The organism is Herbiconiux oxytropis (assembly GCF_024979315.1).
Classification (GTDB): Bacteria; Actinomycetota; Actinomycetes; order Actinomycetales; family Microbacteriaceae; genus Herbiconiux; species Herbiconiux oxytropis.
The window spans coordinates 36,504-51,820 of the sequence record NZ_JANLCK010000007.1; the positions used below are offsets into that span (position 1 = coordinate 36,504).

Annotated in this window: 11 protein-coding genes, 1 tRNA gene and 1 other RNA gene; 11 read left to right on the top strand and 2 right to left on the bottom strand. The window is 72.4% G+C overall.

The genetic code is table 11. The features are described from left to right. The first annotated feature begins 32 nt into the window (after positions 1-32). A tRNA-Ser gene (locus N1028_RS13040) sits at positions 33-117 on the top strand. 48 nt (positions 118-165) lie between these two features. Here the strand turns inward: N1028_RS13040 and N1028_RS13045 are convergent. Continuing rightward, positions 166-819 (bottom strand): SDR family oxidoreductase, encoded by a 654-nt coding sequence (locus tag N1028_RS13045; RefSeq protein ID WP_259529688.1) that lies wholly within the window; start codon positions 817-819, stop codon positions 166-168. Positions 820-880: 61 nt separating this feature from the next. On the opposite strand from N1028_RS13045, the gene ffs reads away from it, so the two are divergent. The 4 genes from ffs to N1028_RS13065 all read left to right on the top strand — a co-directional run bounded on the left by ffs (position 881) and on the right by N1028_RS13065 (position 5,173). Continuing rightward, positions 881-977: signal recognition particle sRNA small type (gene ffs, locus N1028_RS13050), an RNA gene on the top strand. Between the two features lie 46 nt (positions 978-1,023). Beyond that, a complete protein-coding gene (locus tag N1028_RS13055) occupies positions 1,024-1,686 on the top strand; it encodes a hypothetical protein (protein WP_259529690.1) in 663 nt (220 codons plus the stop codon). Between the two features lie 107 nt (positions 1,687-1,793). After that, entirely contained in the window at positions 1,794-3,971 is a 2,178-nt protein-coding gene (gene pta, locus N1028_RS13060; RefSeq protein WP_259529692.1) for a phosphate acetyltransferase, read from the top strand. Beyond that, complete coding sequence (locus tag N1028_RS13065; RefSeq protein ID WP_259529694.1) at positions 3,968-5,173, top strand: acetate/propionate family kinase; 1,206 nt, start codon at positions 3,968-3,970, stop codon at positions 5,171-5,173. The genes pta and N1028_RS13065 overlap by 4 nt, the downstream gene beginning before the upstream one ends. A gap of 55 nt (positions 5,174-5,228) precedes the next feature. Here the strand turns inward: N1028_RS13065 and N1028_RS19760 are convergent, their stop codons facing one another. Continuing rightward, the gene (locus N1028_RS19760) at positions 5,229-6,335 is read right to left on the bottom strand and encodes a GNAT family acetyltransferase (protein ID WP_310795593.1); all 1,107 of its coding nucleotides are present in this window, start codon (positions 6,333-6,335) and stop codon (positions 5,229-5,231) included. Between the two features lie 84 nt (positions 6,336-6,419). Here N1028_RS19760 and N1028_RS13080 point away from each other — a divergent pair, with 84 nt between their 5' ends. The 6 genes from N1028_RS13080 (at position 6,420) to N1028_RS13105 (ending at position 15,307) form a co-directional block, all read left to right on the top strand. Beyond that, the gene (locus N1028_RS13080; RefSeq protein ID WP_259529695.1) at positions 6,420-6,896 is read left to right on the top strand and encodes a GNAT family N-acetyltransferase; all 477 of its coding nucleotides are present in this window, start codon (positions 6,420-6,422) and stop codon (positions 6,894-6,896) included. Between the two features lie 303 nt (positions 6,897-7,199). Further along, complete coding sequence (locus N1028_RS13085) at positions 7,200-9,881, top strand: DNA polymerase III subunit gamma and tau (protein WP_259529696.1); 2,682 nt, start codon at positions 7,200-7,202, stop codon at positions 9,879-9,881. A gap of 146 nt (positions 9,882-10,027) precedes the next feature. Beyond that, positions 10,028-10,627 carry a recombination mediator RecR gene (recR, locus tag N1028_RS13090; RefSeq protein WP_259529697.1) on the top strand — a complete coding sequence of 200 codons (600 nt, stop codon included), beginning with the start codon at positions 10,028-10,030 and terminating at the stop codon, positions 10,625-10,627. A gap of 42 nt (positions 10,628-10,669) precedes the next feature. Then, a complete protein-coding gene (locus N1028_RS13095; RefSeq protein ID WP_259529698.1) occupies positions 10,670-12,790 on the top strand; it encodes a bifunctional 3'-5' exonuclease/DNA polymerase in 2,121 nt (706 codons plus the stop codon). A gap of 105 nt (positions 12,791-12,895) precedes the next feature. Then, entirely contained in the window at positions 12,896-14,164 is a 1,269-nt protein-coding gene (locus tag N1028_RS13100; RefSeq protein WP_259529700.1) for an aspartate kinase, read from the top strand. Positions 14,165-14,263: 99 nt separating this feature from the next. Beyond that, positions 14,264-15,307: an aspartate-semialdehyde dehydrogenase gene (locus N1028_RS13105; protein ID WP_310795594.1), complete on the top strand. Its 1,044-nt coding sequence runs from the start codon at positions 14,264-14,266 to the stop codon at positions 15,305-15,307. Positions 15,308-15,317: the final 10 nt, after the last annotated feature.

Genomic DNA, 15,317 nt, shown 5'->3' on the forward strand with positions numbered 1-15,317 from the left:
GCAGCCCATTCCGGTCGTGTAGGATCTTCCTCGGAAGTGTGTCCGAGCGGCCTAAGGAGCACGCTTGGAAAGCGTGTAGCGTGCAAGCGCTCGCAGGTTCGAATCCTGTCACTTCCGCTCATGAAGGCCCCCGATCCGAGGATCAGGGGCCTTCATCCGTTCGGGCTACAGGTCGCGGAGCGCCTCGGCGATGGGGGTCGATCCCGAGATCGCCTCGAACTGGCGGCGCACCGCGTCGCCGGAGGTCAGCAGCTGGGTGATGATCCAGGCGACGTCGGCGCGCGGGATCTCGCCGCGGCCGGTCGACTGCGCGAGGGTGACGGTGCCGGTGGCCGGTTCGTCGGTGAGTCCGCCCGGCCGCACGACCGTCCAGTCGAGCGAGGTCTCGCGGAGCGCCGCATCCGCTTCGCTCTTGGCGCGCAGGTAGACCTGGAAGACGTCGTCGCTGTCGGGGTCGAAGTCGTCGGCCGCCATGGCCGAGATCATGATGTAGCGGGAGACACCCGCGCGGGCGGCGGCGTCGGCGAGCAGCACCGCGCCGTCGCGGTCGACCGTGAGCTTCCGCTCCGCGGTGGAGCCCGGGCCCGCGCCCGCCGCGAAGACCACGGCGTCGATCTCGCGCTCGGAGAGCTCGGCGGCGAGCTTCTCCGCGTCGGCCTGCTCGAGGTCGAGCACGAGCGCATGCCCGCCGGCCACGGCGATGTCGGCCCCGTGCGAGGAGTTGCGGACGATGCCCCAGACCTCGTGCCCGGAGGCGCTCAGGAGCTTCGTGGTGAGGAGTGCGATTTTTCCGTGCCCGCCGGCGATGGCTACCTTCATGCCCCCAGTCAACGCCGCCAGGCGGCGGCCCGCCACCGGCCCGGGACTTGCTACACTGGTTCCCGGCTCCCCGTGTGGCGCCATCCAGGCCAACTCCCCCAGGGCGGAAACGCAGCAAGGGTAACCGGGCTCTGGCGGGTGCGCGGGGAGTCCTCATACGTTAACCGGGGGTCGGTCGACGGTGATGCTCACGGGGGGGACTCGATGAAGGCACTCGCTCGCACCGCTCTGATCGCCGTCGCGATGGCGACGGTGCTGGCCGCCTCCGGCTGCGCGGGAGGCGATCCCGCCCCCACCACGACGGTCACCGTGACGGCCCCCGCCCCGGCGCCCTCGCCCGCCGAGACGCCCGAGCCCGCGCCCGAACCGGCACCGGATCCCTCCGCCTACTCGGTCGACGACCCCGGCACCTGGGTCATCGACTACGCCGGGATCGGTCCGTTCGTGGTGGGCTCGACGCTCGAGGGCATCGAGGCCGACCTGCCCCACCCGCCCGAGACCTGCCGCCCGGGCGTCGACACCTACGACGTCGACGGCCTCGGTCTCACCGCCGTGAGCGGCATCGACGAGTCCGATCCGGCCGCACCCGTCGTGGTCGTGCGGATGCTCGCCCTCGACACGATCGACACAGCCGACCCCGCCGCCCGGCCGCGCACCGAGGCGGGCATCGGGCTCGGCTCGACCGTGGCGGAGCTCCAGGCGGCCTACCAGGAGCTCGAGACCGTGCAGGGCATGGGCGGTTCCACCGTCTACCAGCTGGCGGCCGACTCCCGGTACATCTCGTTCGAGGACCTGGGCTCCGGCGAGATCCAGATCATCTCGGTGTCGGATTCGGTGGGAGTCGGGAGCGAGTACTGCGGGGCCTGATCACCCGCCCGTAGGATTGGACGCGGTCGACCGAAGAGGAATCCGTGTCATCTGCTGAGAACATCTCCCCGTCCCGTCCGAACTCCCACCCTGGCTCCGGGCCCGGTGTGAAGAGCATCTACATCACCTCCGCCGAGGGGCACTCGGGCAAGTCCACGATCGCTCTCGGAGTGCTCGACATCCTCCGCCGTTCCGTGCAGCGGGTGGGCGTGTTCCGGCCCGTCGCCCGCTCGGTCAGCGCGCGCGACTACGTGCTCGAGATGCTGCTGCAGAACGTGGGGCTCGACCTCGAGTACGAGCAGGCCATCGGCGTGACCTACGACGCCGTGCACGACGATCCGGATGCCGCGCTCTCGCGCATCCTGGAGCGCTACAAGGCCGTCGAGCAGCGCTGCGACGCCGTGGTCATCCTCGGTTCCGACTACACCGACGTGGGCAGCCCCACCGAGCTGAGCTTCAACGCGCGCATCGCCGCGAACCTCGGAGCGCCCGTGCTGCTCGTGCTGGGCGGCCGCCGCGGCCAGGGCAACGACGAGCTGCTCGGCCACTCCGAGGCGCGCACGCCGAGCGACATGCGGCAGATCACCGAGATCGCCCTCGTGGAGCTGCGGAACGCGCACGCGTCGCTCGTGGGGATCGTGGCGAACCGGTCGGATCCGGAGAACCTCGAGAAGATCCGCGACGCCATCGGCAGTGCGGCCCGCGAAGCCGTGGACGCGCTCGCCGAGTCGACCTCGGGCGCGCAGCCCACGAGGATCCCCGTCTGGGCACTCCCCGAGGACCGCGTGCTCGTGGCGCCGAGCGTCTCGGGCATCCTCGAGTCGATCGACGGCACGCTCGAGTTCGGCGACCGCCGGCTGCTCGCCCGCGAGGCTCTCGGGGTGGTCGTCGCCGCGATGTCGATGCGCAACGTGCTGCCCCGGCTCACCGAGGGCGCCGTGGTGGTGGTGCCCGCCGATCGGGCCGAGGTGCTGCTCGCGGTGCTCATGGCCAACGCCTCCGGCACCTTCCCGTCGCTCGCCGCCATCGTGCTGAACGGCGGGTTCGAGCTGCCGGAGGCCGTCCTGCGGCTGATCAAGGGGCTCGATCCGGCGATCCCCATCATCTCGACCGGGCTCGGCACCTACGAGACCGCGGTGCGGATCACCTCCACGCGCGGCCGGCTCGCGGCCGACTCGCGGGTGAAGTACGACAACGCGCTCAGCCTGTTCGAGCAGTACGTCGACGGCGGGCAGCTGCTCGCCCTGCTCGACGTGAGCACGAGCGACGCGGTCACCCCGCTCATGTTCGAGTACGGGCTGCTCGACCGGGCTCGCGCCGCCGACCGGCACATCGTGCTGCCCGAAGGCGACGACGACCGCATCCTGCGCGCCGCCGCGACCGTGCTGAAGCGCGGGGTGGCTCGTCTCACGATCCTCGGCGAGGAGGAGAGCGTGCGCAGCCGCGCTCGCGACCTGGGGGTCGACATCGACGCCGCCGCCGTAGTGTCGCCGTTCGACCCGGAGCTCCGCCAGCGCTTCGCCGAGGAGTACCAGCGCCTGCGCGCCCACAAGGGCACGACCTACGAGATGGCGTTCGACACGGTCTCGGACGTCTCGTACTTCGGCACCATGATGGTGCAGCTCGGCCTCGCCGACGGCATGGTCTCGGGGGCGGCCCACACCACGGCGCACACCATCCGCCCGGCCTTCGAGATCATCAAGACCCGGCCCGGCGTGTCGGTGGTCTCGAGCGTGTTCCTGATGGCGCTCGCCGACCGCGTGCTCGTCTACGGCGACTGCGCCGTCGTGCCCGACCCCACGAGTCCGCAGCTCGCCGACATCGCGGTCTCGGCGGCGGCCACGGCCACCCAGTTCGGCATCGAGCCGCGCGTGGCGATGCTCTCCTACTCCACGGGGGCCTCGGGATCCGGGGCCGACGTCGAGAAGGTGCGCGAGGCCACGGCGCTCGTGCGGGCTGCCGCTCCCGAGCTGCCGGTCGAGGGCCCGATCCAGTACGACGCGGCTGCGGATGCGGCGGTCGCGGCCGCGAAGATGCCGGGGTCGGCCGTGGCCGGGCGGGCGACGGTGTTCATCTTCCCCGACCTCAACACCGGCAACAACACCTACAAGGCGGTGCAGCGCTCGGCGGGCGCGGTGGCCATCGGACCCGTGCTGCAGGGGCTGCGCAAGCCGATCAACGACCTCTCGAGGGGGGCGCTCGTGCCGGACATCGTGAACACGATCGCGATCACCGCGATCCAGGCGGCGGCGCTGGCGGCGTCGGCCTCGGAGGTGTCCTCGTGAGCGCGATCCTGGTGGTCAACAGCGGCTCCTCCTCCTTCAAGTACCAGCTCATCGAGGTGGAGTCCGAGGAGGTGCTGGCTTCGGGGCTCGTCGAACGCATCGGCGAGGAGTCGGGAGCCGCGCGGCACACGACGCCCGAGGGGTCGTGGACGACGGAGACCCCGATCCCGGATCACACCGCCGGCTTCCGCGCCATGCTCGACGCCTTCGAGGAGCACGGTCCCTCGCTCTCGGCGCATCCGCTCTCGGCCGTGGGGCACCGGGTGGTGCACGGCGGCAAGCGGTTCCACGAGGCCACCGTCGTGACCGACCTCGTGAAGATCAACATCGAGGACCTCAGCGAGCTCGCACCCCTGCACAACCCCGCCAACCTCTCGGGCATCTCGGCTGCGCAGGAGGCGTTCCCGGGGGTGCCGCAGGTGGCGGTGTTCGACACCGCGTTCCACCAGACGCTGCCGCCCGCGGCCTACACCTACGCGGTCGACACGGCGCTCGCCGAGAAGCAGCGGGTGCGGCGGTACGGGTTCCACGGCACGTCGTTCGAGTACGTGGCGGGAGCGACGGCAGAGTTCCTCGGCGCCCCGGTCTCGTCACTCAAGCTCATCGTGCTGCACCTCGGCAACGGGGCATCGGCGTGCGCGATCGACGGCGGTCGCTCGGTCGAGACCTCGATGGGCATGACGCCGCTCGAGGGGCTCGTGATGGGCACTCGGTCGGGTGACATCGATGCGGGGGTGCTGTTCCACCTGCACCGGAAGACGGGGGCGACCTTCGCCGAGCTCGACGAGCTGCTCAACCGGCGGAGCGGGCTGCTCGGGCTCTCGGGCACGGGCGACATGCGCGACGTCGTGTCGGCGGCCTCCTCGGGAGACGAGGCGGCGTCGGCGGCGCTCGACGTGTATCTGCACCGCATCCGCTCGTATGTCGGCGCGTACTACGCGCAGCTCGGGCACGTCGACGCGATCGTGTTCACGGCGGGCGTGGGGGAGAACAACGCGCTCGTGCGGGCCGGTGCGCTCGCGGGGCTCTCGGAGGTCGGCATCACGGTCGATCAGTCGCTCAACGAGGCGGCGGGGTCGGGGGCGCGGGTGATCTCGGCGGAGTCGTCGCGCGTGAAGGTGCTCGTGGTGCCCACCAACGAGGAGCTGGAGATCGCGCGGCAGTCGTTCGCGGCTGTCTCGATCGAACAACAGCAGATCTGAGCGACACCGAGCCGATATACGGGGCCGGTGTCGCTCAGATCCACCGTTACTCGGTTCAATCTGCGATGAGGCGCTTGCCGAAGCTCACCGCGGCGTCCCGTTCGTACCCGAGCGCCCGGTAGAACTCCATCACGGGCTCGTTGCCCTCGCGGATCTGCAGGTTCACCTTCGGGCATCCGCGCTCGAGCAGCAGCCGCTCGGCCTCGGCCATGAGACGTCGGCCGAGCCCATGCCCCTGCAGAGCGGGCGCGACCGCGAGGTAGTTCACCCAGGCACGGTGGCCGTCGTAGCCCGCCATCGCGGTCCCGACCACGCGCCCGTCGGCCTCCGCCACGAGGAACAGGTCGCGCTGCACACCGAGCTTCCGCGCCACGTCCTTCCGGGGGTCGTTCCACGCCCGGGTGAGGCCGCACTCCATCCACAGCGCGACCACCGCCTCGGTGTCGGGCTCGCGGAAGGCGCGCAGCCTGATGCCGTCGGTGCCCGCGGCCGTGGCCGCGGCCGTGCCCGTGTCCGCGCTCGTCGGCATCCCGCGGAGCAGCTCTCCCGGCGCATCCGCGGGTCCACTCGCTCCCACTCCGCGCCGCACGGCCTCCGCCATCGCGTGCCGCTGCACCGCCACCGTGTACGTCTCGGGGTCGGCGGAGGCGAGTGACCCCAGACCCTCCGAGAGCGAGACGAGCCCGAGCGCCTCCGCCCGCGCCCGGTCCTCGTCCCACTCCGGCCGGCAGCCGCGCACGAGCCGCGCGATCCGCTCGACGAACCGGCGGTTCTGCGCCCGATGCCGCTCGGCGAGGGTCTGGTCCACGAGGGCGGCCGCGAGAAAGCTCACCCAGACCCGGGCCGCGTCCTCGCCCACCCGGTCGAGGGCGAGCGAGTTCCAGAGCACGGCGAGCAGTGCGCCCTCGGCACCGCCGGCCTCCCGGCCTTCCGCCTCGGCGGCATCCGCGGTGGCCGCGGTGCGTGCATGCAGGAGGTCGCGGGCGTGCAGCAGCAGTGCCTGCTTCGTGGGGAACGCGTGCATCACGAGCCCGGTCGTGCAGCCCGCGCGATCGGCGACGGCGCGGATCGTGAGCCCCGGCAGCCCACGTTCGGTGAGCACCGACCAGGTGGCCTCGGAGAGCCGCTCCTGCTGATCGTCGAGGTTGCGCGAGCGGGCCATCGTTCTCCGTCCGGTCGGATGGTGCTGACTTGCAGGGCAAGCGTAACAGGCGTTACGGTAATGTTCGTTACGAGAAGAGGATGCATGCCCGCCGACGAGACCGCGACCGCGATCACCATCTCCCGGGAGCCGTTCGACTCCGCCGACGCCGCCGCGCTCCGGCAGGCCCAGCGCGACGAGCTCGACGCCCGGTACGGTCGGGACGACCACGAGCCCGGTGAGAAGCCGACGGCCGACAGTGTGCCGGTGTTCCTCGTGGCGCGCACGCCTTCGGGGCGGCCGATCGGCTGCGGAGGGCTTCGTCCCCTCCCTGGTGGCGGTGCCGAGATCAAGCGGATGTTCGTGACGGCTCCGGCGCGCGGGACCGGTGTCGCCGTCACCCTGCTCCGTGCGATAGAGGAGGAGGCGAGGGGGATGGGGCTCGATCGGCTCGTGCTCGAGACGGGCACGGAGCAGCCCGATGCGATGCGCTTCTACGAGCGCGAGGGCTACTCGCGCATCCCGCTCTTCGGGGCCTACGTGGGGTCGGATCTCTCCGTGTGCTATGCCCGGGACCTCTGATGTGGACAATGTCCACATCATCTCGCTAGGATGACGACACGATCTCGGTGAGTGCGAAGCTGCGCAAGGAGTTCGCCAAGGAGATCGGCGACACCGTGACGGTGCGGCTCTCCGAGCGCCTCAGCTGAGCGAAGGCCCGGGCGCCGCCGCGCCGCCTCAGCTGAGCGGGCGCGGGCGCCGCCGCGAAGCGACGGCCCCCGCGCCCACCCCGCGCCGGGCGGGGACCGGCGCGGAGCCGGGACCATCGCGAAGCGACGGCCCAGGCCAATCAACACTGTCGGTGGCCGCAGGTAGTCTGGTGGCGTGGTTACCGCCCTGTATCGCCGCTACCGGCCAGAGACCTTCGCCGAGATGATCGGGCAGTCGCAGGTGACCGATCCGCTCATGACCGCGCTCCGCACCAACCGCGTCAACCACGCGTACCTCTTCAGTGGCCCGCGCGGGTGCGGCAAGACCACGTCGGCCCGCATCCTGGCCCGGTGCCTCAACTGCACCGAGGGCCCCACCGACACCCCGTGCGGCGTGTGCGCGAGCTGCGTCGAGCTGGGGCGCGACGGCCCCGGTTCGCTCGACGTGGTGGAGATCGACGCCGCGAGCCACAACGGTGTCGACGACGCGCGCGACCTGCGCGAGCGAGCGGTGTTCGCGCCGGCGCGCGACCGGTTCAAGATCTTCATCCTCGACGAGGCGCACATGGTCACGCCGCAGGGCTTCAACGCGCTGCTGAAGATCGTGGAGGAGCCGCCGGAGCACATCAAGTTCATCTTCGCCACCACGGAGCCCGACAAGGTCATCGGCACCATCCGGTCGCGCACCCACCACTACCCGTTCCGGCTCATCCCGCCGGCCCAGCTGCTGGAGTACGTGCAGTCTCTGTGCGACGCCGAGGGCGTCGAGGTGGCGCCGGGCGTGCTGCCGCTCGTGGTGCGGGCGGGCGGCGGGTCGGCGCGCGACACCCTCTCGCTGCTCGACCAGCTCATCGCGGGCTCCGAGGGCAACCGCGTGGAGTACGAGCGCGCCGTGGCGCTGCTCGGCTACACGCACGGCGCTCTGCTCTCCGAGGCGATCGACGCGCTCGGCACGCACGACGGTGCGGCGGCGTTCGATGCGGTGGATCGGGTGATCCAGACGGGGCAGGATCCGCGGCGCTTCGTGGAGGACCTGCTCGAGCGGCTGCGCGACATCATCGTGGTCGCGGCCACGCGCGAGCAGGCGGCGTCGGTGCTCCGCGGTGTGCCGGCCGACGAGATCGAGGTCATGCGGCGGCAGGCGACCCTCTTCGGGCACGCGGAGCTCTCGCGCGTGGCCGACATCGTGAACGCCTCGCTCACCGAGATGGCGGGCGCGACCTCGCCGCGGCTGCACCTCGAGCTCATGGTGGCGCGGGCACTCGTGCCGGCCTCCGACGACACGCAGCGCGGCGCCCTCGCGCGCGTCGAGCGCCTCGAGCGCCGCATCGGGGTCGACGACGGGCGGCCCGCGCCGGCCGTGGCGCCTGCTCCTGCTTCGGCAGCGGGTCCTGCGGTGGCTGCCCCGGCAGGGAGACCTGCGGCGGCTGCCCCGGCAGCGACCGTCCCGGTGGTGCCTGCCCCGGCACCCGCGCCCGCAACCGAGGCGCCGACGACCGCGCCTGCCTCCTCGGCGCCTACCGCTTCGTCGCCCGCTGATTCCGCGGTTCCGGATGCCGAGGGCGGCAGCGACGCGCCGGAGCCGGCCGCGTCGTCGACACCGTCCGCCGGGGTGGCCACCCCCGACGTGGTGGCGGTCCCGCCCTCGGCTGCGCCGGTCGCACCCGCCGGTGCGCCGGCCGCTGCGGCGGCCGCCGGCGAGGTGACGTTGCAGCAGCTGAAGGATGCCTGGCCCGAGATCCTCGAGGTCGTGCAGAAGGTCAAGATGACCGCGTGGCTCGTGGTCTTCACGGCGCAGGTGCGGGCGCTCGACGGCGACGTCCTCACTCTCGCCTTCCCCAGCGAGAACGACGTCGCGAGCTTCAAGGAGCGCTCCGCTCCCGGCCAGGGCGTGAGCGAGTACCTGCGTCAGGCCATCGTCGACGTGCTCGGCCTCCGCGTGAAGTACATCGCCCGGGTCGACACCACGCTCCGCCCGGCTGAGCCGGACGCCGCGCCCCCCGCCTCCGAGGCGTCCGCCCCGCCGGCCGCTCCTGCACCCGGAGCTCCCGCTGAGGCGAGCCCGGAGGGCGCAGCGTCAGTCGCCACATCGCCCGCTGAGCCGGAAGGCCCGGTCGGCTGGGCCACCCCGGGTGTGTCGGGCCGACCCGCCCCGGAGCCTGTCGCGCCGGCGACCGCACCTGCGTCCCCGAACGCTGCTCCCGGTGCAGCGAGCCGCGCCACGGTCGCACCTCCTGCCGCGCGCCCTCAGGCCGAGCGCCCGACGCCGGCCGGTCGCGCGCCGGCCGGTCAGGCGCCGGCAGGTCAGGCGGCGTCACGTCCGGCCGGGCCGTCCGTCCCCACCACCTCGTGGGACGTCGTGTCCATTCCCACGGGCTCCGACGAGGAGCCCCCGCCCTTCGACGAGCCCATGCCGAGCGACGAGCCCGACCTGCCGCCCGACCGCGGCGACGCCTTCCGCCCCGCCGCCGCAGCGCCCGCCGCCCCGCAGTCCCGCACGTCGCCGAGCGCCGCCTCACCCACCGCTGCCCCGTCCACGGGCAACCCGTCCCCGTCCACGGGCAACCCGTCCGCCGGGTCCGCGCCCACGGGCGGCCGGCAAGCCGGCGCTGTGCCCGCCACCTCGTCCGGTGGCCCGACGGCCCAGGTCTCCGCGGCGCGCCCCGGGGGCGACCCCGCGGCTCGCCCGGGTGCGCTGCGCTTCGAGGGGGCGGGGGAGGAGCCCTCCGCGCCGGGTGCTGCCCCTGCTCCCGCCCCCACCGTCGGCGGTCGCGCCCGCTACGGCGAGGCGGTGGTGCGCGAGATCCTCGGCGCCAACTTCATCGAGGAGCAGCCCCTGCCCGGCCGCGAGGGCTGACCCGCCCGCGCCGTCGCGGCGCGTCGCCTTACCACGCGATCGCCTCCACCCGGCGCCGAGACGCACCCTGCCGCACGCACCGCATCCACCCCACCGCATCCACCCCACTGCATCCACCCCGCCGCATCCGCTGAGAGGCTCCGCACATGTACGAAGGAATCGTCCAAGAGCTCATCGACGAACTCGGCCGTCTGCCCGGCATCGGGCCGAAGTCGGCGCAGCGCATCGCGTTCCACATCGTGCAGACCGAGTCGTTCGACGTGAGCCGGCTCGCCGAGATCCTCACCGACGTGCGCGACAAGGTGCACTTCTGCCAGATCTGCGGCAACGTCTCCGAGCAGGAGACCTGCGGCATCTGCCGCGACCCGCGCCGCGCCCAGAACCTCATCTGCGTGGTCGAGGAGGCCAAGGACGTCGTGGCGATCGAGCGCACCCGCGAGTTCCGCGGGCTCTACCACGTGCTCGGCGGCGCCATCAGCCCGATCGACGGCATCGGCCCCGACAACCTCCGCATCCGCGAGCTCATGCAGCGCCTCGCCGATGGCACGGTGACCGAGGTCATCATCGCCACCGACCCCAACCTCGAGGGCGAGGCCACCGCCACCTACCTCTCACGCCTTCTCACGACGCTCGAGATCCGCGTCACCCGCCTCGCCTCCGGCCTCCCGGTGGGCGGTGACCTCGAGTACGCCGACGAGGTCACCCTGGGTCGCGCCTTCGAGGGCCGCCGCCTCGTCGAGAACTGACGTGCCCGCGGCTCCATCGATCCCGGCGGGTGACGAGTCCCGATGCGCAGGACCCCGGTGACCTCCGACTACATCGTGGTCGCCGGCACCGACGACGGCGCGATCGAGCTGCTCCGGGCGGCGGACGACGCCGCGAGCGTCGGCGAAGCCCGCTCGACGCGGCTGGACGCGAGCGAATGGGCGGCGGCCGTGGCGGAGCTCGAGCGGGAGAAGCCGCGCTGGGTCTGGCTCGACACCGCCGCGTGGTACCCGCGGCTCCTCGCCGCCGGGGTGCGCGTGGAGCGGTGCGTCGACCTTCGGCTCTCGCACGCCATCCTCCGCACCTCCACCCTCACCGCGGGCACGGCGTTCGCCGCCGCACCGCCCTCGTGGTGGGACTCGTTGCGACCCGCGATCGCCGAGCCGAGCGCGGGACCGGGAGGTGCGGGACAGGGAGGCGCCGGGCCAGGAGGCGCCGGGCCAGGAGGCATCGGGCCAGGAGGCGCCGGGCCAGGAGGCGTCGGGCCAGGAGGCGCTGGATCAGGAGTTGCGGGTGGGGGGCTCCCACGAGCGCCGTTCGCAGGAGCCGGTCAGCCCGGGCTCGGGTACGACCCGCTGGCAGCGGCGCGAGCGAGAGAGCAGGCGGGCCAGACCACCCTCTTCGACGACGTGCTGCCGACCGCGCCGCGCCGCGGTGAGGGCAACCGCGCCGAGCATGCCCGTGCCGACCTGGCCCATGCCCTGCAAGGACGAGCCGTCGCGGACCGTGCGGCCCAGGACCGTGCGGCCCCGGACCGCGCTGCCCAGGACCTCCCCGCGCCCGAGGGCAGCCCCGGGCCAGGCGAAGCCGCAGCGCCCGACGGCGCCGCCGAACTCCTGCGCGAGCTGCGCGCCCAGCGCGCCGCCGTGGCCGACGCCGCGACCGCCGACCCCGCCGCGGGCCGCATCGCCCTGCTCCTCGCCGCGGAGTCGGCGGGTGCCCTCGCCGCCGCCGAGATGCGCCATGTCGGTCTCCCCTGGAGCCCGACGCGCCACGACGCCGTGCTCACCGACCTCCTCGGCCCCCGCCCGGCCCGCCCCGATGAACGGCCGGCCCGCCTCGCCGAGCTGCTCCAGCGCATCCGCGTCGCCCTCGACGACCCCACCGCCAACCCCGACTCGCCCGCCGAGCTGCTCAAGTCGCTCCGCCGCGCCGGTCTCACGGTGTCGAGCACCCGCTCCTGGGAGCTCGAGAAGATCCGGCACCCCGTCATCGAACCCCTGCTCGACTACAAGAAGCGCGCACGACTGCTCACGGCCAACGGCTGGAACTGGCTCGACACCTGGGTGCGCGACGGCCGCTTCCACCCCACCTACCTCCCGGGCGGGGTCGTCACCGGCCGCTGGGCGTCGGAAGGCGGCGGCGCGCTGCAGCTGCCCAAGCTCGTGCGGAGCGCCGTGGTCGCCGATCCCGGCCGCGTGCTCGTGGTGGCCGATGCCGCCCAGCTCGAGCCCCGCATCCTCGCCGCCCTCGCCGGCGACCGCGCCATGGCCGCCGCCGGCCGAGGCCGCGACCTCTACGACGGCATCGTCGCCACGGGCGCCGTCGACACCCGCCCTCAGGCCAAGCTCGGAATGCTCGGAGCCATGTACGGCGGCACCACGGGCGAGAGCGGCCGCATGCTGCCGCGGCTGGCCCGCGCGTTCCCCGCCGCGATCGACTTCGTGGAGAACGCCGCCCGCGCGGGCGAGGCGGGCGCGACCGTCTCGACCCGCCTCGGCCGCACGAGCCCGAGGCCCGGCGACGACTGGCTCGACCTCCGCGACGAGGCCTCCGCCGACGGCGCCACCGAGCAGCTGCGCGCGCGGGCGCGCTCGAGCGCTCGCAGCTGGGGGCGCTTCACGCGCAACTTCGTGGTGCAGGGCACGGCCGCCGAGTGGGCGCTGTGCTGGATCGCGTCGGTGCGGCGGCGCCTCTGGGCCATCGGCGGAGGCGAGGGTGCGTCGCCCCTGCACGACCGCCCGCACCTCTCCTTCTTCCTGCACGACGAGCTCATGGTGCACACCCCCCTCGAGCACGCCGACCGCGTCGCCCAGGAGCTGCGCGAGGCCGCCGCCGAGGCCGGCCGACTCATCTTCGGCGACGCGCCCGTGGAGTTCCCGGTCACGGTCGCCACCGTCGACAGCTACGACCAGGCCAAGTGAGCGGAGGCGGCCCCCGCCGCATAGCCGCCCCCGCATACCTCCGGCGATATAGTGGGAAGTCGGGTTCCGACACCCGATCCCGCGCCCGTACCCCCAGGAGTCCCCGTGAGCTTGATCGTTCAGAAGTTCGGCGGATCATCCGTCGCCGACGCCGAGAGCATCAAGCGCGTCGCCAAGCGCATCGTCGAGACCCGCAAGGCCGGCAACGAGGTCGTGGTCGCGGTGAGCGCCATGGGCGACACTACCGACGAGCTGCTCGACCTCGCCCACGAGGTCGCCCCCATCCCCGCCCCGCGCGAGATGGATATGCTGCTGAGCGCCGGAGAGCGCATCTCCATGGCCCTGCTCGCCATGGCCATCGAGTCGCTCGGCCACGACGCCCGCAGCTTCACGGGCTCCCAGGCCGGCATGATCACGGATGCGCGTCACGGCGCCGCCCGCATCGTCGACGTCACGCCGGTGCGGCTCCGCGAGGCCCTCGACGAGGGTGCGATCGTGATCGTGGCGGGCTTCCAGGGCTTCAACCGCGACACGAAGGACATCACGACCCTCGGCCGCGGCGGCTCCGACACCACGGCCGTGGCGCTCGCCGCCGCCCTCGACGCCGATGTCTGCGAGATCTACACCGACGTCGACGGCATCTTCTCGGCCGATCCGCGCCTCGTGCCCAACGCGCAGAAGATCGACCGCATCACGAGCGAGGAGATGCTCGAACTCGCGGCCAACGGTGCGAAGGTGCTCTACATCCGCGCCGTCGAGTACGCCCGGCGCCACGGCGTCACCCTGCACGTGCGCTCGAGCTTCAACAACAACGAGGGCACGATCGTCTACAACCCCACCGAAAGCGAGACCGCTGTGGAAGAGCCCCTGATCGCCGGAGTCGCCACCGACCTGAGCGAAGCCAAGATCACCGTGGTCGGCGTGCCCGACATCCCGGGCAAGGCCGCGCAGATCTTCACGATCGTGGCGAAGACGGGCGCGAACATCGACATGATCGTGCAGAACGTCTCGGCCGCGTCGACCGGTCTCACCGACATCTCGTTCACCCTGCCCAAGAGCGAGGGCCAGCTCGTGCTCACGGCCCTCCGCGCCGAGCAGGAGGACTCGGGCTTCAAGGCGCTGCAGTACGACGACCAGATCGGCAAGCTCGCCCTCGTGGGCGCCGGCATGCGCACGAACGCGGGTGTCTCGGCGAAGCTCTTCACAGCGCTCTACGAGGCCGGCATCAACATCGAGATGATCTCGACCTCCGAGATCCGCATCTCGGTCGTCACCCGCGCCGACACCATCAACGACGCCCTCCGCGTGGTGCACACCGCCTTCGGCCTCGACGCCGACACCGAAGCCGTGGTCCACGCGGGCACGGGCCGCTGAAACCCCACCCCTACCCCGCCGAGACGTCAGTTCTCACGCGAAGACGTCGCAGGATGTGCAGAAAGTGACGTCTCGGCAGATCAGAACAGAGGACACACTGTGAGCAAGGCACTTCACGTCGGCGTCGTCGGCGCCACCGGCCAGGTCGGCAAGGTCATGCGGAGGCTCCTCGAGGAGCGCGACTTCCCTGTGGCCAGCATCCGCTTCTTCGCCTCGGCGCGCTCCGCCGGCACCACCCTGCCGTTCCGAGGCGTCGACATCGAGGTGGAGGACACCGAGACCGCCGACCCCACGGGCCTCGACATCGCCCTGTTCTCGGCCGGAGCCACCGCCTCGCGCGCCCAGGCCCCGCGCTTCGCCGCGGCCGGCGTGACGGTCATCGACAACTCCAGCGCCTGGCGCATGGACCCGGACGTGCCCCTCGTCGTCTCCGAGGTCAACCCGCACGCCATCGCCCAGGCCACGAAGGGGATCATCGCGAACCCCAACTGCACCACCATGGCCGCGATGCCCGTGCTCAAGGTGCTCGACGCCGACGCGGGCCTCGAGCGGCTCATCGTGAGCACCTACCAGGCGGTCTCGGGCTCCGGCCTCGCCGGTGCCGAGGAGCTCGCCGACCAGGCGATCGCCGCGACCGCCGACCGCGACGCGCTGCTCGGCCTCGTGCACGACGGCGGGGCCGTCACCATGCCCGCACCGAACAAGTACGTCGCCAACATCGCCTTCGACGTCATCCCGCTCGCGGGCTCGATCGTCGACGACGGCGAGCTCGAGACCGACGAGGAGAAGAAGCTCCGCAACGAGAGCCGCAAGATCCTCGAGCTCCCCGGCCTCCGCGTGGCCGGCACCTGCGTGCGCGTGCCCGTCTTCACGGGCCACTCGCTCTCGATCAACGCCGAGTTCGCCAACGACATCACTCCTGAGCGCGCCTACGAGCTGCTGAAGGATGCGCCGGGCGTGGCGATCTCGGATGTCCCGACCCCGCTCCAGGCGGCCGGCAACGACCCCAGCTACGTGGGCCGCATCCGCCAGGACCAGTCGGCCGAGGGCCGCCGCGGTCTCGTGCTCTTCATCAGCAACGACAACCTGAGGAAGGGTGCGGCGCTGAACGCGGTGCAGATCGCGGAAGTGATTGCTGGCTGAGTTTGTGCTG